The organism is Streptomyces sp. NPDC001231, from assembly GCF_042896885.1.
Taxonomy (GTDB): domain Bacteria; phylum Actinomycetota; class Actinomycetes; order Streptomycetales; family Streptomycetaceae; genus Streptomyces.
The window spans coordinates 81677-96115 of sequence record NZ_JBIAXS010000013.1; the positions used below are offsets into that span (position 1 = coordinate 81677).

Here is a 14439-nt window from a genome sequence, read left to right on the forward strand (position 1 = left end):
ACGGATAAGTTCCGGTGGACGAGTTCCGGCGGGTCCCGTTCGTACCGGGCCGCCTAGACTGGTGCGGCTCGTACCAGGCGTGCGGGCGTGCGCGAACAGGAGGAAGACGACCGTGGCGGCAGCCGGCAGTGGCTTCGAGGATCCGCCCGCCGACGTGCTCGCGGAGGCGGCCGCGGCCTTCGGGCTGCTCGCCTCGCCCGCCCGGCTGCACATCGTGTGGGCACTGGCCCAGGGCGAGAGCGACGTCACCGGGCTCGCCGAGCGGGTCGGCGGCGCGCTGCCCGCCGTCAGCCAGCACCTGACCAAGCTGAAGCTCGCCGGGCTCGTCCGCTCCCGCCGCGAGGGCCGGCGACAGGTCTACTTCGTCGACGACCCCGACGTGGTCGACGTCGTGCGGCTCACGGTCGCCCGGCTCACCGACCGGGGCGCCGCCGCCGACGCCCCGGCGCGCCGCCTCCGTGGCCTCTGACCTCGCGGCGGCCCGCCCGGCCGCGCCCGACGGAACACCCCTCCAGGTACTGCGGCGGCTCGACAGCGGTCCGCGCGGGCTGACCGACGCCGAGGCGGAGACACGGCTGGCGGCGGTCGGCGAGAACACGGTCCCCGAGGTGCGCACCCCGTCCTGGCCCCTGCTGTGGGTGCGCTCCCTGCGGGACCCGTTCACGGCCGTACTGCTCTGCCTGGGCCTGGTCTCCACGCTCGTCGCCTCCTGGGGGACCGCCGCGGTGATCCTCAGCCTGGTCGTGGTCAGCTGCGTGCTGCGCGCGACCGGCGAGCACCGGGCCGACCGGTCCATGGCCGCCCTGCGCGAACTGGTCGCCGGCACCGCCACCGTGCTGCGGCGGACGGCCGGCGGGGAACGGCCGCGCGCCCGGGAGGTCCCGGTCACCGAACTGGTGCCGGGCGACGTGCTCCGGCTCGGCCCCGGCGACCGCGTACCGGCCGACGTACGACTCCTGCGCGCCCGAGGGCTGACCGTGCATCAGGCCGCGCTGACCGGCGAGTCCGCCCCGGTCGCCAAGGCGGCCGTGGAGGAGCCGGGGCTCGGGGAACGCGGCCCGCTCGGACAGGCGCACCTGTGCTTCCAGGGCAGCAGCGTCGCCACCGGCACGGCCACCGCCGTGGTGGTGCACACGGGCGCGCGCACGCGGTTCGCCGCCGCCCACGGCACCGCGGGCCGCGGGCGCGGGGACCGGACGGACCCCAGCGCCTTCGACCGCTCCGTACAGGGCATCTCCTGGGTGCTCATCCGGTTCATGCTGCTGACGCCGCCGCTGGTGCTGATGGCGAACGCGGCGCTGCGCGGGCGCGGCCTGGAGACGCTGCCCTTCGCCGTGGCGGTGGCCGTCGGGCTCACACCCGAGATGCTGCCGGTGATCGTCACCCTGTGCCTGGCCCGCGGCACCCGGCAGCTCGCGGGGGCGCACGGCGTCATCGTCAAGCGGCTGCCCGCACTGCACGACCTGGGCGCCGTCGACGTGCTCTGCGTCGACAAGACCGGCACCCTCACCCAGGACCGGCCCGTCGTCGAACGGGCCCTCGACGCGGACGGCCGCGACGACCCGGAGGTGCTGCGCTGGGCCGCGGTCGGCGCCTGGTGGACCCTCCAGCTCGCCGAACTTCCCGCGCCGGACGCGCTCGACGAGGCACTCCTGGAGGCCGCCGGAGCGGTCGGCGAGGAGCACGACGGGGTCGCGGCCGTCCCCTTCGACCCGGTACGGCGCCTGGCCACCGCCGTGGTGCGGGGCCGGTTCGGCAGGCACGTCCTCGTCGTCCGGGGCGCCGTGGAGGACGTACTGGAGCGCTGCGCGCTGGAGCCCGCCGAGCGCGAGCGGCTGCGGGAGCTCGCCGCGCGCGAGGCGGACGCCGGGCTGCGGCTGCTGGCCCTCGCCACGGCCGAACGCGCCGCCCGTACCGGCGACTACACCCCCGCCGACGAGCGCGGCCTCACCTTCCGGGGTCTGATCGCCTTCCGTGACGCGCTCGCGCCGACCGCGGCCGAGGCCCTGCGTGGGCTCGCCGAGGCCGGTGTCACCGTGAAGATCCTCACCGGCGACCACCCCGGCACGGCGGCGCGCGTCTGCCGTGACCTGGGGCTCGAGGTGGGGGAGGTGCACACGGTGGGCTCCGGGCCCGCCGGGGACGGGGCCCTCGCGGCGGCCGCCGCCCGTTCCACCGTCTTCGCCCGCTGCACCCCGGACGACAAGGCCCGGGTCGTGGCCGCGCTGCGGGCCGCGGGACACACCGTCGGCTTCCTCGGCGACGGCGCCAACGACGTGCCCGCGCTGCGGGCCGCCGACGTCGGCGTCGCACCGCGGGTGGCCTGCGACATCGCCCGGGAGAGCGCCGACGTGGTGCTCGCCGACAAGGACCTCACCGCGATCGGCCACGCCGTGGCGGCCGGCCGGCGGGCCAGCGGCAACATCGCCTCCTATCTGCGCGTCACCCTCTCCTCCAACCTCGGCAACGTCATGGCGATGCTCGTCGCGGGCCTGCTGCTGCCCTTCCTGCCGATGCTCCCGGTGCAGGTGCTCGTCCAGAACCTCTGCTTCGACGCGGCACAGTCGTCCTTCGCCCACGACCGACCGGGAAGGGCGGCGCTGCGCCGCCCTACCGCGCTGCGGCCACGTGCCTTCCTGCGGTTCATCACCGGGTTCGGCACGCTCAACGCGGTCGCGGACTTCGCGACCTTCGCCGTCCTCGCTTTCGTTCTGTGGGGACCCGACGCGCTGAACGACGAGGCCGTCTTCCACTCGGCCTGGTTCACCGAGAACCTGCTGACCCAGGCGCTGGTGATGGTGCTCCTGCGCACCGGCCGGGACGAGGGCGGCCGGCGGCGGCTGCCCGGACCCGTCGGCCGGGCCGCGGCCGTCCTCGCCCTCGTCGGGCTGCTGCTCCCGGTCAGTCCGCTGGGCCCGCGGCTGGGCATGACGGGGCTTCCGCTGCCCTACTACCTTCTGCTCGCCGCCGTCCTGGCACCGTACGGATTCGCCCTCGCGGCGGCGGTCCGGTGGTACGAGCGGCGAGCTCCGGAAGCCGTCGCGCCCGGGTACGCCGCCGCGGCTCCCGGTCCGCAAGCCGGCCGGAGCCGAGGCGAGTGCCGGCCGCCGACCGGCACAAGCGTGTTCAGCGGCCGCGCAGCCGCAGGGCGAGGGCGGCGCCCCCGGTGAGCACCAGCACCGCGGCGGCGCCGCCCGCCAGCAGTGGTGCGGAAGGACCCTGGCCGGCGTCGGTCGCGGACGCCACCGGGCTGCTGTCGGGAGCGCCCGAACGCGCCTGAGCGGCGGCGGAGTCCGGAGTCTGCCGCGCCGAAGCGGTCGTGTGCGGCCCGTGCGAGGGGCTCGGACTCGGGACCTGAGTGCCCGGTTTCGGCGTACCGGCGGCCGGGCTCCCGCCCGAGCGGGCGGAGTCACCCGGTTCGGCCGATCCGGCCGAACCGTTCGTGCCGCCGGTCCCGTTCGTGCCGCCGGTCCCCTTGGTCGCCTTCGCCGCCTTCGCGAACACCACGTCCGAGCACGAGTAGTAGGTGTCCGGCGTGCTGCTGTTCTGCCAGATGGTGAACAGCACATGACGGCCCGTCCGGTCGGCGGGCAGCGTCGCCCCGATGCGGTACGCGCCGCCCGTCAGCGGTGGGTCCTTGACCTCGGCGAAGGGCTCGGCGGGCAGGTCCGACCACGTCAGCGGCTTCGCCGGGTCGTAGCCCTGCCTGGTCAGATAGAGCTTGAACGTGCCCTCGTGCGGGATCGTCGAGGCGTACGACATCGTGAGCCCCGCGCCCGGCACCAGACGGGTCGACGGCCAGTCGTCGCGGGCCAGGTCGAGACCCTTGTACGCGGGCAGTCCTCCGCTGCACAGCTTTCCGTCGGGGACGACCTGGCGGTCCCGGCCGCCCACGTTCGCCACCCGCAGGTTGTCCCACGCGGTGAAGGGGGCGCCGTTCGCGGCGACGGCCGCCCGGCAGGCGGCCGAACCGGCCAGGCCGCCCCCGTCCGGCGAGCAGGCGAACACCCGGCTGACCGGGTCGGTCGGGGCGCCGTGCGCTTGTGCGGGCCCGGCCGCCCACAACGTGAGCAGGGCCGGCACCGCCGCGGCGGCTGCGGTGCGCCTGAGGGGCGCGGTCGTCCGGGTCATCGGGAGACGTCTCCTGGGCCGGCGGGGAAACGGGCTGCTGCGCGGTCCAGTACGGGCCGCGGGCGCGAAGCGTTCAACCGACCCACGAGTGGCGGCACATGAGTGTGGACGGGCGGCGGGCGCCGATACAGCGCGTCCCGTCTGCTTTCACCGGCGGCGTGCGTTTCCGGAGCGCCGAGGGTGACGGCGGAAGGTCCAAGGGGCCCTGGTGGACGCCTCGGAGCCGTGAGCTATCGTGTACGCGGAGTGAGAAACAAACGGCACGCCCCGTTCGTTACGGCCCCGGGAGTGTTCTGTCCATGCCGAGGCAGTTACGCGCCGAACAGACCCGCGCGACGATCATCACGGCCGCCGCCGACCTGTTCGACCGGCACGGCTACGAACGGACCAGCCTGAGCGACATCGTCGCACACGCACACGTCACCAAGGGCGCCCTGTACTTCCACTTCGCGGCCAAGGAGGATCTGGCCCACGCCATCCTGGAGTTGCAGTCCCGGGCCGCCCGGCAGGTGACCAGTCGCGTGGACGAGCAGGGCTACTCGTCGCTGGAGGCCCTGATACGCATCACCTACGCGCTCACCCGCCTCACCGTGGAGGGCCCCGTCACCCGGGCCGGTCTGCGACTGGCCACCGGAGGAGTCGAGGTGCGCCCGCCGCTGCGGCACCCGTTCACCGAGTGGCTGGACATCGCCACCGGCAAACTCCTCGGCGCCGTCAAGGAGTACGAGATCCAGCAGGACGTCGACGTCCACGCCGTCGCGCACTCCCTCGTCTGCTTCTTCGTCGGCACCCGGGTCGCCGGCAGGCCCCTGGAACCCATGGGGCGGCTGCCGCGCAGGACGACCGAGATGTGGCACCTGCTGATCCGCGGCCTGGTGCCGGTGCACCGGCGCCCCCGCTATCTGAGCCTCGCCACCCGGCTGGAGCGGGAGATCGTCGTCGTATGACCCGCCGGGTACGGTGAGGCGCATGCCTGCCAACCCGTCCGCGCCCGTACTCGTCGGCGACGAACCCGGTTCCTTCCCGCACAGCGTGCTGGCCGAACGGCACCCGGCCGTCATCCGGCAGGTGCGCGACGCCTTCCCCTACGGCCCCGGGCAGCACCGCGCCCTGGACGCGCTGCTGGAGAGCTGCGCCGAGGGCGTGATCGACGACCTTCCCGCCGCCGCGCCCGACCGTGACCGCTGGCAGCACTGGGGCCTGGGACAGTACGCCGGCCACTCCTGGTTCGACGTGCCGTGGCTGTGGTCCGAGAGCTACTTCTACCGCCGTCTCCTCGAAGCCGTCGGCTACTTCGCACCCGGCCCCTGGCAGGGCATCGACCCCTTCCGCCCGTCCAAACTCGCCGAACTCGACTCCCCGGAGACCGACGAGGAACTTGCGGCGCTCGACGAACTGGAGGGCAAGCCGGCGGCGGAGCGCGCGGACGCCCTGCTGCACGGCTCGCTCTGGGGCAACCGCGCCGACCTCGGCTTCCGGCTGTCGGCGGGCGGCGCCGAGGCCGGACCGCCCGTCCCCGCCCTGGTCGCCGACGACAGGGCGGCCCTCTGGTCGCTGCTGCCGCCCTCCGGCACCGGCACGCTCTGCCTGGTCGCCGACAACGCCGGCCGCGAACTCGTCCCCGATCTCCTCCTCGTCGCCCACCTCCTCGCCCACGGCCGCGTCCGGCGGGCGGTCCTGCATGTCAAGCCGTACCCGTACTACGTCTCCGACGCCACCACGGCCGACGTCATCGACGCCGTGCGCCGGCTGACGGCGGCTCCCGGCGCGGCCGCGGAGCACGGGCGCCTCCTGTGGGCGGCGATGGCCGACGGCCGGCTGACGGTCCGGGCACACCCCTTCTCCTGCGCCCCGCTGCCCTACGCCGACATGCCCGCCGACCTGCGCGAGGAGTTCGCAGCGGCCACACTGACCGTGTTCAAGGGCGACCTGAACTACCGGCGGCTGGTGGGCGACCGGCTGTGGCCCCCGACCACGCCGTTCGCGGACGCCACCGGCTACTTCCCCGGCCCCCTCGCCGCCCTGCGCACCCTGAAGTCCGACGTGATCACCGGCCTGGACGCGGACACCGAGGCCGCGCTGGACGCCGCCGAGGGCGAGCGCTGGCGCGTCGCGGGCACGCACGCGCTGATCCAGGTCGGGAGCTGAGCCGTCGGCCGACCCGCCGTACCGCGCGACAACCCCGTTCACGTGCGGATTCACGCGATGGAGTGATCGAGTTGGTGCGTACGGATGGTGCCGGAGTGTCGCGGGTAGGGCCCGGCCATGACGCAGCAGCCCTTCGAACTCCCGCACTTCTACATGCCGTATCCCGCGCGGCTCAACCCGAACGTCGACGAGGCACGCGCCCACTCGACGCGGTGGGCGCGCGACATGGGCATGCTGGAGGGCTCCGGGATCTGGGAGCAGTCCGACCTCGACGCGCACGACTACGGACTGCTCTGCGCCTACACCCACCCCGACTGCGACGGGCCCGCCCTGTCGCTCATCACCGACTGGTACGTGTGGGTCTTCTTCTTCGACGACCACTTCCTGGAGACCTTCAAGCGCAGCCAGGACCGCGCGGGCGGCAAGGCCTACCTGGACCGGCTTCCCCTGTTCATGCCCCTCGACCTCGAAACCCCCGTCCCCGAGCCGCGCAACCCGGTCGAGGCCGGCCTCGCCGACCTGTGGGCGCGTACGGTGCCGTCGATGTCGGCCGACTGGCGCCACCGGTTCGCGGTGGCCACCGAGCACCTGCTGAACGAGTCCCTGTGGGAGCTGTCGAACATCAACGAGGGGCGGATCTCCAACCCCGTCGAGTACATCGAGATGCGCCGCAAGGTCGGCGGCGCGCCCTGGTCGGCGGGGCTGGTGGAGTACGCGACCGCCGAAGTGCCCGCCGCCGTCGCCGGAACCCGGCCGCTCAGGGTGCTGATGGAGACGTTCTCCGATGCCGTGCACCTGCGCAACGACCTGTTCTCCTACCAGCGTGAGGTCGAGGACGAGGGGGAGTTGAGCAACGGCGTCCTGGTCCTGGAGACCTTCTTCGGGTGCACCACCCAGGAGGCCGCCGACTCCGTCAACGACGTCCTCACCTCCCGCCTCCACCAGTTCGAGCACACCGCGCTCACCGAAGTGCCCGCGGTGGCCCTGGAGAAGGGCCTCACCCCGGTCGAGACCGCGGCGGTGGCGGCGTACGCCAAGGGCCTCCAGGACTGGCAGTCCGGTGGCCACGAATGGCACATGCGCTCCAGCCGGTACATGAACGAGCGGGCCCGGCCCACCAGCCCCTGGCAGCGACTGGCCGGCCCCGGCACCTCGGCGGCCGACGTGGGCGCGCTGCTCGCGGCGGCCGGGGCGGAGAGGCTGCGCGCGTACACGCACGTGCCCTTCGAGAAGGTCGGCCCGTCCCGCATCCCCGACCTCCGCATGCCCTACCCGCTGGGGCTGAGCCCGCATCTGGACCGCTCCAGGCGAAGGCTCGTCGACTGGTGCCACAGCATGGGCATCCTCGAGGAGGGCGTGTGGGACGAGGACAAGCTCGCCGCCTACGACCTGGCGCTGTGCTCGGCCGGCATCGACCCGGACGCCACGCCCGAGGCGCTCGACCTGAGCGCGCAGTGGCTCGCCTTCGGCACCTACGGCGACGACTACTACCCGCTGGTGTACGGACACCGCCGCGACCTGGTCGCCGCGAAGGCGACCACGGCCCGCCTGTCGGCCTGCATGCCCGTGGCGGGGGAGGCGGCGCCGGTCCCGATCAACGCCATGGAGCGGAGTCTGACCGACCTGTGGGCGCGCACCACCGCGGAGATGACCCCCGACCAGCGGCGCACCCTGAAGCACGCGATCGACTCGATGACCGAGAGCTGGGTGTGGGAGCTGTCCAACCAGCTCCAGAACCGTGTCCCCGACCCGGTCGACTACCTGGAGATGCGGCGCGCCACCTTCGGCTCCGACCTCACCCTGAGCCTGTGCCGGATGGGATACGGCCCGGCCATCCCCGCGGAGGTCTACCGCAGCGGCCCGGTCCGCTCCCTGGAGAACGCGGCCGTCGACTACGCCTGCCTGCTCAACGACGTCTTCTCGTACCAGAAGGAGATCGAGTACGAGGGCGAGATCCACAACGCGATCCTGGTCGTACAGCACTTCTTCGGCATCGACTACCCGGCCGCGCTCAAGGTCGTCCAGGACATGATGAACCAGCGCATGCGCCAGTTCGAGCACGTCGTCGCTCACGAACTACCCGTCGTCCACGACGACTTCGAGCTGTCCGAGGAGGGGTGCGCGGCCATGCGCGGCTATGTGGCCGACCTTCAGAACTGGATGGCGGGCATCCTCAACTGGCACCGGAACGTCGACCGCTACAAGGCCGAGTGGCTGGGCCGCCGGGCCCACGCCTTCCTTCCGGACCGTCCGCCGGTCCCCGCCCTCCCCGTGGGCTGACCGCCCACCGAACAGCGGCAGCCGGAGGCGGTCGATGGAACAGACAGCGTTGCGTCCCAAGCCGATGCCAGGACAGGAGCCCGGCGGCGAGCACGGCCCGGTACGGCGCCCGCTCGCCGCGCGCCGCCGCGGCCGCCGCCTCGCGGCCCTGGTGTGCGGGCTGCTCGCCGCGATCGTCCTGGTCCTGTCCGGGGTCGGCCTCGGCACGGTGGGCCTCACGGTGATCGGCACGAGCAGGCCCGCCCCCGCCGAGCCGCAGCGGCCGGCCGGCACCCGGGCGCCCACGGATCCGGCGCCCGCCTCCGCGCCCGCACCGGTGCGTCCGACCCTGGGCGTGGAGGTGGTGGACGACGGCAGGCCCGGAGCCCGGGTGGTCGGCGTCCACGTCCCCGGCCCCGGGTACACGGCGGGCCTGGTCCGCGGCGACGTACTCCTCGTCTTCGGCAGAACCCGAATCGACACGGCGGCGGACCTGGCCCGCGCGGTCGCCGGGTCCCGCCCGGGGCAGGCGGTGGTCCTCACCGTGCGCCACGCCAGTGGCGGCTACCAGCAACTGACCGTCACCCCGGGGATCGTCACATGACGGCCCCCGCCGCATCCCGAGGCCCGGCCCGGCTCCTGCCCCGTGCCCTGACCCGTCCCGTGCTCCGACCAGTCCTGTGCCCTGCCGCGTGCCGTGCCCCGCCCCGGCCTGTGGCTTGCCCTGGCTCGTGCCCCGTGCCCTGTCGCGGTCTGTGGCCCGTCCCGGTTCGTGGTGTGCCCTGGTTCGTTGGCCAGGCCCTGTCCCGTGGCTTGCCCGGGTCTGCGGACCGTCTCGTCCCGTCGTGTGCCCTGTCGCGGTCTGTGGCCCGTCCCGGTTCGTGGTTTGCCCCGGCTCCTTGGCCAGGCCCCGTCCCGTGGCTCACCCCGGTCTGTGGCCCGACTCGTTCCGTGTCCTGCCGCGGTCCGGGGTCCGCGGTCCGTGGTCCGTCCCGGTTCATGGCCTGCCCTGACTCGTTGCCCGTGTCCCGACCCGTGGCTCGTACCCCTCGTCCGCCGGCTGAGTGCGGTCCGGGGCCCGGGCCGGTGCGGTCGGGCGCCGCGAGGGCGGTCGAGATCCTCAACCGGCTCGCGTCGCACGGCGTGGCCGGGCAGGATGCTGCCCGTAGCCTTCCTCACCGTTTCAGCCGCATACGGAGGCCCGGATGACCGGCATCGCGCTCGCGCCCTTCACCGCCGACGACTACAGGGTCCGGCTGGAACGCGCCGCCCGCGCGGCAGCCGATGCCGGGCTGGCCGGACTGCTGGTGGCACCGGGACCGGACCTCGTGTGGCTGACCGGGTACGCGCCCACCGCCGTCACCGAACGGCTCACGCTGCTCGTCCTCGCCGCCGGACGCGAACCCGTACTCGTCGTGCCCACCCTGGAGGCCCCGGACGCCGCCAAGGCGACCGGCGCGTCCGCCCTGGCCCTGCGCGACTGGACCGACGGCACCGACCCCTACGCCGTCACCGCCGCCCTCCTCGACGACCGCGGCCGGTTCGGCATCAGCGACAACACCTGGGCCATGCACCTGCTCGCCCTGCAACAGACGCTGCCCAAGATCTCCTACGCCTCCCTTACCGAGGCCCTGCCCATGCTGCGCGCGGTGAAGGACGCGGCCGAGGTGGAACTGCTCGCGGCGGCGGGCGCGGCCGCCGACGCCGCGTTCGAGGAGATCCGGAAGGTGCGGTTCTCCGGCCGCCGCGAGTCCGAGGTCGCCGCCGACCTCGCCGGCCTGCTGCGGCGCTTCGGGCACTCCCAGGTCGACTTCACCATCGTCGGCTCCGGCCCCAACGGCGCCAATCCGCACCACGAGGTGGGCGACCGCGTCATCGAGCGCGGCGACATGGTCGTCCTCGACTTCGGCGGACTCAAGGACGGCTACGGCTCCGACACCACCCGCACGGTGCACGTCGGCGAGCCGACCGACGAGGAGCGTCGGGTGCACGACATCGTCCGCGAGGCCCAGGAGGCCGGCTTCCGGGCGGTGCGCCCCGGCGTCTCCTGCCAGGAGGTCGACCGCGCCGCCCGCGCGGTCATCACCCGGGCCGGGTACGGCGAGTTCTTCATCCACCGCACCGGCCACGGCATCGGCGTCACCACGCACGAGCCGCCCTACATGATCGAGGGCGAGGAGCAGCCCCTCGTACCCGGCATGTGCTTCTCCGTGGAGCCCGGCATCTACCTGCCCGGCCGCTTCGGGGTGCGCATCGAGGACATCGTCACCGTGACCGAGGACGGGGGACGCCGCCTCAACGACACGACCCGGGAGATGGTCATAGTGGACTGACCACCGGCAGTCCCCCCACCCCGCAACCGCAACGACACGGCGCGACGATGACCCAGGCACCGACACCCACCGCGGACACGGTCCGCAGACTGGTCCGCACCCTGCTCAAGGACGGCTCGGACACCGCCCCCGGCCCCGAGGTCCGGCCCGTCGCCGAGGGCGGCGAGCACTCCACCTGGTGGGTCGGCGCCCGCCATGTGCTGCGCCTGGCCCCCGACCGTGAGGCCGCCGAGCGCCAGCGCCGCGAACTGCGGCTGCGCGAACTGGTCCGCCCGCACCTTCCGGTCGCCGTCCCGGCCAGCGTCGCGCGCGGCGAGTGGGCGCCCGGGCTGACGTACACGCTGGACACCCGGATCACCGGCGGCTCGGCCGGCGAGCACGACGTCTCCGCCGTCGGCGAGGACGACCTGGCCGGGCTGTTCACCGGGCTGCGCGAGGTCCCCGTCCGGCAGGCCCAGACCCTCGGCGTCCCGCGCACCGCGCCGCGCTCCCTGGAGGCGCTGCGCCGCATGGCCGTGCACGCCGCCGAACGCCTCGGCGCCGCCGACGAGTTCGACCCCGCGCGGATGGCCCAGCTCACGGCGCCCGCCGCGGCCCAGCTGGCCGCCCAGCCCGGCACCGCCGTGCTCGTCCACCACGACCTCAAGGGCGAGCACCTGGTGGTGAGCGCCGACGGCCGGGTGCGCGGGGTCCTCGACTGGACCGACGCCGTGGTCGGCGACCCGGCCGAGGACATCGCCGGCGTCGCCGTCGCCGTCGGTTCCCCCGCCGCGGTGCGCGCCGCCACACTCGCCGGCTACAGCGCCCGGCCCTGCCTGCGGGGCCTGTGGCTGGCCCGCTGCGACACCGTGATCCGCCTCGCCGCACGCCTCGACGGCCGCGACGAAAGCCCGCTGCCGCTCCTCAGGTCCCAGCTGCGCCACGCCTGGGAGGCGATCCTGCTGGAGCGGGTGACGGAGTTCCGGGAGGACGCCGCGGACCCTGCGGACACGGGGGACACCGGGAAGTAGGCGCCGTCCGGGCGCGGTGCCGTGCTCAGTGCTGGAACAGCACCGCGCACGACTCCGCGGGCACGTGCAGCAGCCCGTCCGCTCCGGGTGCCGCGACCGGTTCCCAGGCGGCCAGCACCTCGGTGGGGCGGTTGCCGAGGGGGATCTCCGCACGCTCCTTGGCGAGGTTGAGCGCCACCAGCACGTCCCCGCGCCGGAAGGCGAACCAGCGGGCCTCCTCGTCGTAGGCCACCTTGGTGTCGGCGAGGTCGGGGTCGGTGAGGTCGGGCTGCTCGTGCCGCAGGGCGGTCAGCCGGCGGTACCAGGCCAGCACGCGCGCGTGCGGCTCGCGCCCCGGCTCGGACCAGTCCAGGCAGGAGCGGTCGCGGGTCGCCGGGTCCTGCGGGTCGGGCACGTCCTCCTCCGCCCAGCCGTGCTCGGCGAACTCCCGCCGCCGGCCCCGTCGCACCGCCTCCGCGAGCTCCGGGTCGGTGTGGTCGGTGAAGTACTGCCACGGCGTGCCGGCCGCCCACTCCTCGCCCATGAACAGCATCGGCGTGAACGGCGCGGTCATCGTCAGCGTGGCCGCGCAGGCCAGCAGCCCGGGGGAGCCGGCGAGCAGCGTGGACAGGCGGTCGCCCCGGGCCCGGTTGCCGACCTGGTCGTGGGTCTGGCTGTAGCCGAGCAGCCGGTGCCCGGCCACCCGGGTGCGGTCCAGCGGGCGGCCGTGGTGGCGGCCCCGGAAGCCGGAGTACGTCCCGTCGTGGAAGTAGCCGCCGGTCAGCGTCTTGGCGACCGCCGCGAGCGGGGCCCGCCCGAAGTCGGCGTAGTAGCCCTGGGACTCGCCGGTCAGCGCCGAGTGCAGCGCGTGGTGGAAGTCGTCGTTCCACTGGGCGTCCAGGCCGAGACCGCCCTCCGCGCGCGGGGTGATGATCCGCGGGTCGTTCAGGTCCGACTCCGCGATCAGGAACGGACGGCGGCCCAGGTCGGCGGAGAGCGCGTGCACGGCCGTCGACAGCTCCTCCAGGAAGTGGCACGCGCGCGTGTCCACCAGGGCGTGCACCGCGTCCAGGCGCAGACCGTCGATCCGGTAGTCGCGCAGCCACGCCAGCGCGCTGCCGACCAGGAAACGGCGCACCTCGTCCGAGCCGGGCGCGTCCAGGTTGACGGCGGCGCCCCACGGGGTGTGGTGGGTGTCGGTGAAGTACGGCCCGAACCGCGGCAGGTGGTTGCCCGACGGACCCAGGTGGTTGTGCACCACGTCCAGGACCACGCCCAGGCCCAGCTCGTGGGCCCGGTCGACGAAGCGCTTCAGCCCCTCGGGTCCGCCGTACGGCTCGTGCACCGCCCACAGCGACACGCCGTCGTAGCCCCAGCCGTGCCGGCCGGGGAACGGGCACACGGGCATCAACTCCACGTGAGTGACGCCCAGTTCGACCAGGTGGGGCAACCGTTCGGCGGCCGCCTCGAAGGTGCCCTCACGTGTGTACGTGCCGATGTGCAGCTCGTACAGGACCGCGCCGGGCAGCGGGCGCCCGGGCCAGTCGGCGGAGCGCCACGGGTACCGCGCGTGCTCGACGACCGCGCTCAGCCCGTCCGGGCCGTCCGGCTGTCGCGGCGAGCGCGGATCGGGCAGCACCGGGCCGCCGTCCAGCGCGAATCCGTACCGCGAGCCGTCGCGCGCCTCGGCCTCACCGGTCCACCACCCCTCCCGCTCCGGATCGCGCTCCAGCGCGTGCGTGGCGCCGTCGCACTGGAGCGTCACACGGCCGGCCTGTGGTGCCCACACCTCGAACTGCACGGACGGTTCCCCTTCGTTCGCTCACCGTGACATAGCCCGTCCATGGTGCGGCACAAGAGATCAATCCGCTTTTGAATTCCCCCTTTTACGGCGGGTGTCGCCGGATCCGCGTGGCTGGTGTGCGTCGCCGTGATAGCTGGACACGCGGGGTCGACTGACCGACAATCGCCAACGTGACGTCGTCCTTCGAGTCCCACACGTACCCCGCGCGGCTCTCCGACGCGCAGCGCGACAAGGCGCTGAAGGTGCTCCGTGACGGCGTCGCGATGGGACGGCTGTCGCACGACACGTTCGTACGGCGGATGGAGCTGGCCCTGGCCGCCCGCCGGCCGGACGAGCTCGCCGCGCTCACCTCGGACCTGCGCACCGAGGGACGCGTGTCCCGGCTGGTGTTCGGCACGGTCGAGGCGGTGTCCGGTTTCGGCGTGCGGCTGCGCCGGGCCTGGCAGGCCGAGCGGCTGCCCAAGCTGCTGCTGCCGCTTTCCGGCAGCGGTCACCCGTTGCTCATAGGGCGCGATCCTGCCAGCGGTCTGCGGCTGAACCACGAGACGGTCTCCCGGGTGCACGCCGAACTGCGCCACCAGGGCGGCATGTGGGTGCTGCGGGACCTCGGCTCGACCAACGGCACGACCGTCAACGGGCGGCGCGTGGTCGGCGCGGCCGTCGTGCGCGAGGGCGACCAGGTCGGGTTCGGGCAGCTGGCGTTCCGGCTCTCCGCGAACTGAGCCACACCGCCGCCACTGGCGCCGGCTCATCCGATACGGCGGGTCAAGTCCTT

The 14439-nt window shown here is 74.0% G+C and carries 11 protein-coding genes; 9 read left to right on the forward strand and 2 right to left on the reverse strand.

Features of this window, described 5'->3' with window-relative positions; translation table 11 throughout:
* Positions 1–112: 112 nt before the first annotated feature.
* On the forward strand, positions 113–469 hold the full coding sequence (locus ACFY3J_RS17770) for a metalloregulator ArsR/SmtB family transcription factor (RefSeq protein WP_225075702.1): 357 nt from the start codon (positions 113–115) through the stop codon (positions 467–469).
* Complete coding sequence (gene mgtA / locus ACFY3J_RS17775; RefSeq protein WP_384177031.1) at positions 459–3170, forward strand: magnesium-translocating P-type ATPase; 2712 nt, start codon at positions 459–461, stop codon at positions 3168–3170. Before ACFY3J_RS17770 ends, mgtA begins: the two co-directional genes overlap by 11 nt.
* Here the strand turns inward: mgtA and ACFY3J_RS17780 are convergent.
* Complete coding sequence (locus ACFY3J_RS17780) at positions 3127–4131, reverse strand: lytic polysaccharide monooxygenase (protein WP_390841208.1); 1005 nt, start codon at positions 4129–4131, stop codon at positions 3127–3129. The two genes, mgtA and ACFY3J_RS17780, sit on opposite strands and share 44 nt — an antisense overlap.
* Before the next feature lie 299 nt (positions 4132–4430).
* On the opposite strand from ACFY3J_RS17780, the gene ACFY3J_RS17785 reads away from it, so the two are divergent.
* From ACFY3J_RS17785 to ACFY3J_RS17810, 6 genes are all read left to right on the forward strand, one after another.
* Complete coding sequence (locus ACFY3J_RS17785) at positions 4431–5078, forward strand: ScbR family autoregulator-binding transcription factor (protein WP_384177027.1); 648 nt, start codon at positions 4431–4433, stop codon at positions 5076–5078.
* Positions 5079–5100: 22 nt separating this feature from the next.
* Positions 5101–6279, forward strand: a complete 1179-nt coding sequence (locus tag ACFY3J_RS17790) for a damage-control phosphatase ARMT1 family protein (protein WP_390841209.1) — start codon at positions 5101–5103, stop codon at positions 6277–6279.
* Positions 6280–6396: 117 nt separating this feature from the next.
* Entirely contained in the window at positions 6397–8559 is a 2163-nt protein-coding gene (gene cyc2, locus ACFY3J_RS17795) for a germacradienol/geosmin synthase Cyc2 (protein ID WP_390841210.1), read from the forward strand.
* A 34-nt stretch (positions 8560–8593) separates the two neighbouring features.
* Positions 8594–9142: a PDZ domain-containing protein gene (locus tag ACFY3J_RS17800; RefSeq protein ID WP_384177021.1), complete on the forward strand. Its 549-nt coding sequence runs from the start codon at positions 8594–8596 to the stop codon at positions 9140–9142.
* A 601-nt stretch (positions 9143–9743) separates the two neighbouring features.
* On the forward strand, positions 9744–10871 hold the full coding sequence (locus tag ACFY3J_RS17805; protein ID WP_390841212.1) for an aminopeptidase P family protein: 1128 nt from the start codon (positions 9744–9746) through the stop codon (positions 10869–10871).
* 47 nt (positions 10872–10918) lie between these two features.
* Positions 10919–11881, forward strand: coding sequence for an aminoglycoside phosphotransferase family protein (locus tag ACFY3J_RS17810; protein ID WP_384177017.1), 963 nt, complete (start codon positions 10919–10921; stop codon positions 11879–11881).
* 25 nt (positions 11882–11906) lie between these two features.
* Here ACFY3J_RS17810 and treZ read toward each other — a convergent pair whose 3' ends face one another.
* Positions 11907–13661, reverse strand: coding sequence for a malto-oligosyltrehalose trehalohydrolase (gene treZ / locus ACFY3J_RS17815; protein WP_390841213.1), 1755 nt, complete (start codon positions 13659–13661; stop codon positions 11907–11909).
* A 173-nt stretch (positions 13662–13834) separates the two neighbouring features.
* Here treZ and ACFY3J_RS17820 point away from each other — a divergent pair, with 173 nt between their 5' ends.
* The gene (locus ACFY3J_RS17820) at positions 13835–14386 is read left to right on the forward strand and encodes an FHA domain-containing protein (protein WP_384177013.1); all 552 of its coding nucleotides are present in this window, start codon (positions 13835–13837) and stop codon (positions 14384–14386) included.
* Positions 14387–14439 lie beyond the last annotated feature (53 nt).

Excerpts from the sequence above, each read along its gene's own strand:
- ACFY3J_RS17780 (WP_390841208.1), bottom strand. The coding sequence starts at position 4,131 with ATGACCCGGACGACCGCGCCCCTCAGGCGCACCGCAGCCGCCGCGGCG.
- ACFY3J_RS17785 (WP_384177027.1), top strand. The coding sequence starts at position 4,431 with ATGCCGAGGCAGTTACGCGCCGAACAGACCCGCGCGACGATCATCACG.
- ACFY3J_RS17790 (WP_390841209.1), top strand. The coding sequence starts at position 5,101 with ATGCCTGCCAACCCGTCCGCGCCCGTACTCGTCGGCGACGAACCCGGT.
- cyc2 (WP_390841210.1), top strand. The coding sequence starts at position 6,397 with ATGACGCAGCAGCCCTTCGAACTCCCGCACTTCTACATGCCGTATCCC.
- ACFY3J_RS17800 (WP_384177021.1), top strand. The coding sequence starts at position 8,594 with ATGGAACAGACAGCGTTGCGTCCCAAGCCGATGCCAGGACAGGAGCCC.
- ACFY3J_RS17805 (WP_390841212.1), top strand. The coding sequence starts at position 9,744 with ATGACCGGCATCGCGCTCGCGCCCTTCACCGCCGACGACTACAGGGTC.
- ACFY3J_RS17810 (WP_384177017.1), top strand. The coding sequence starts at position 10,919 with ATGACCCAGGCACCGACACCCACCGCGGACACGGTCCGCAGACTGGTC.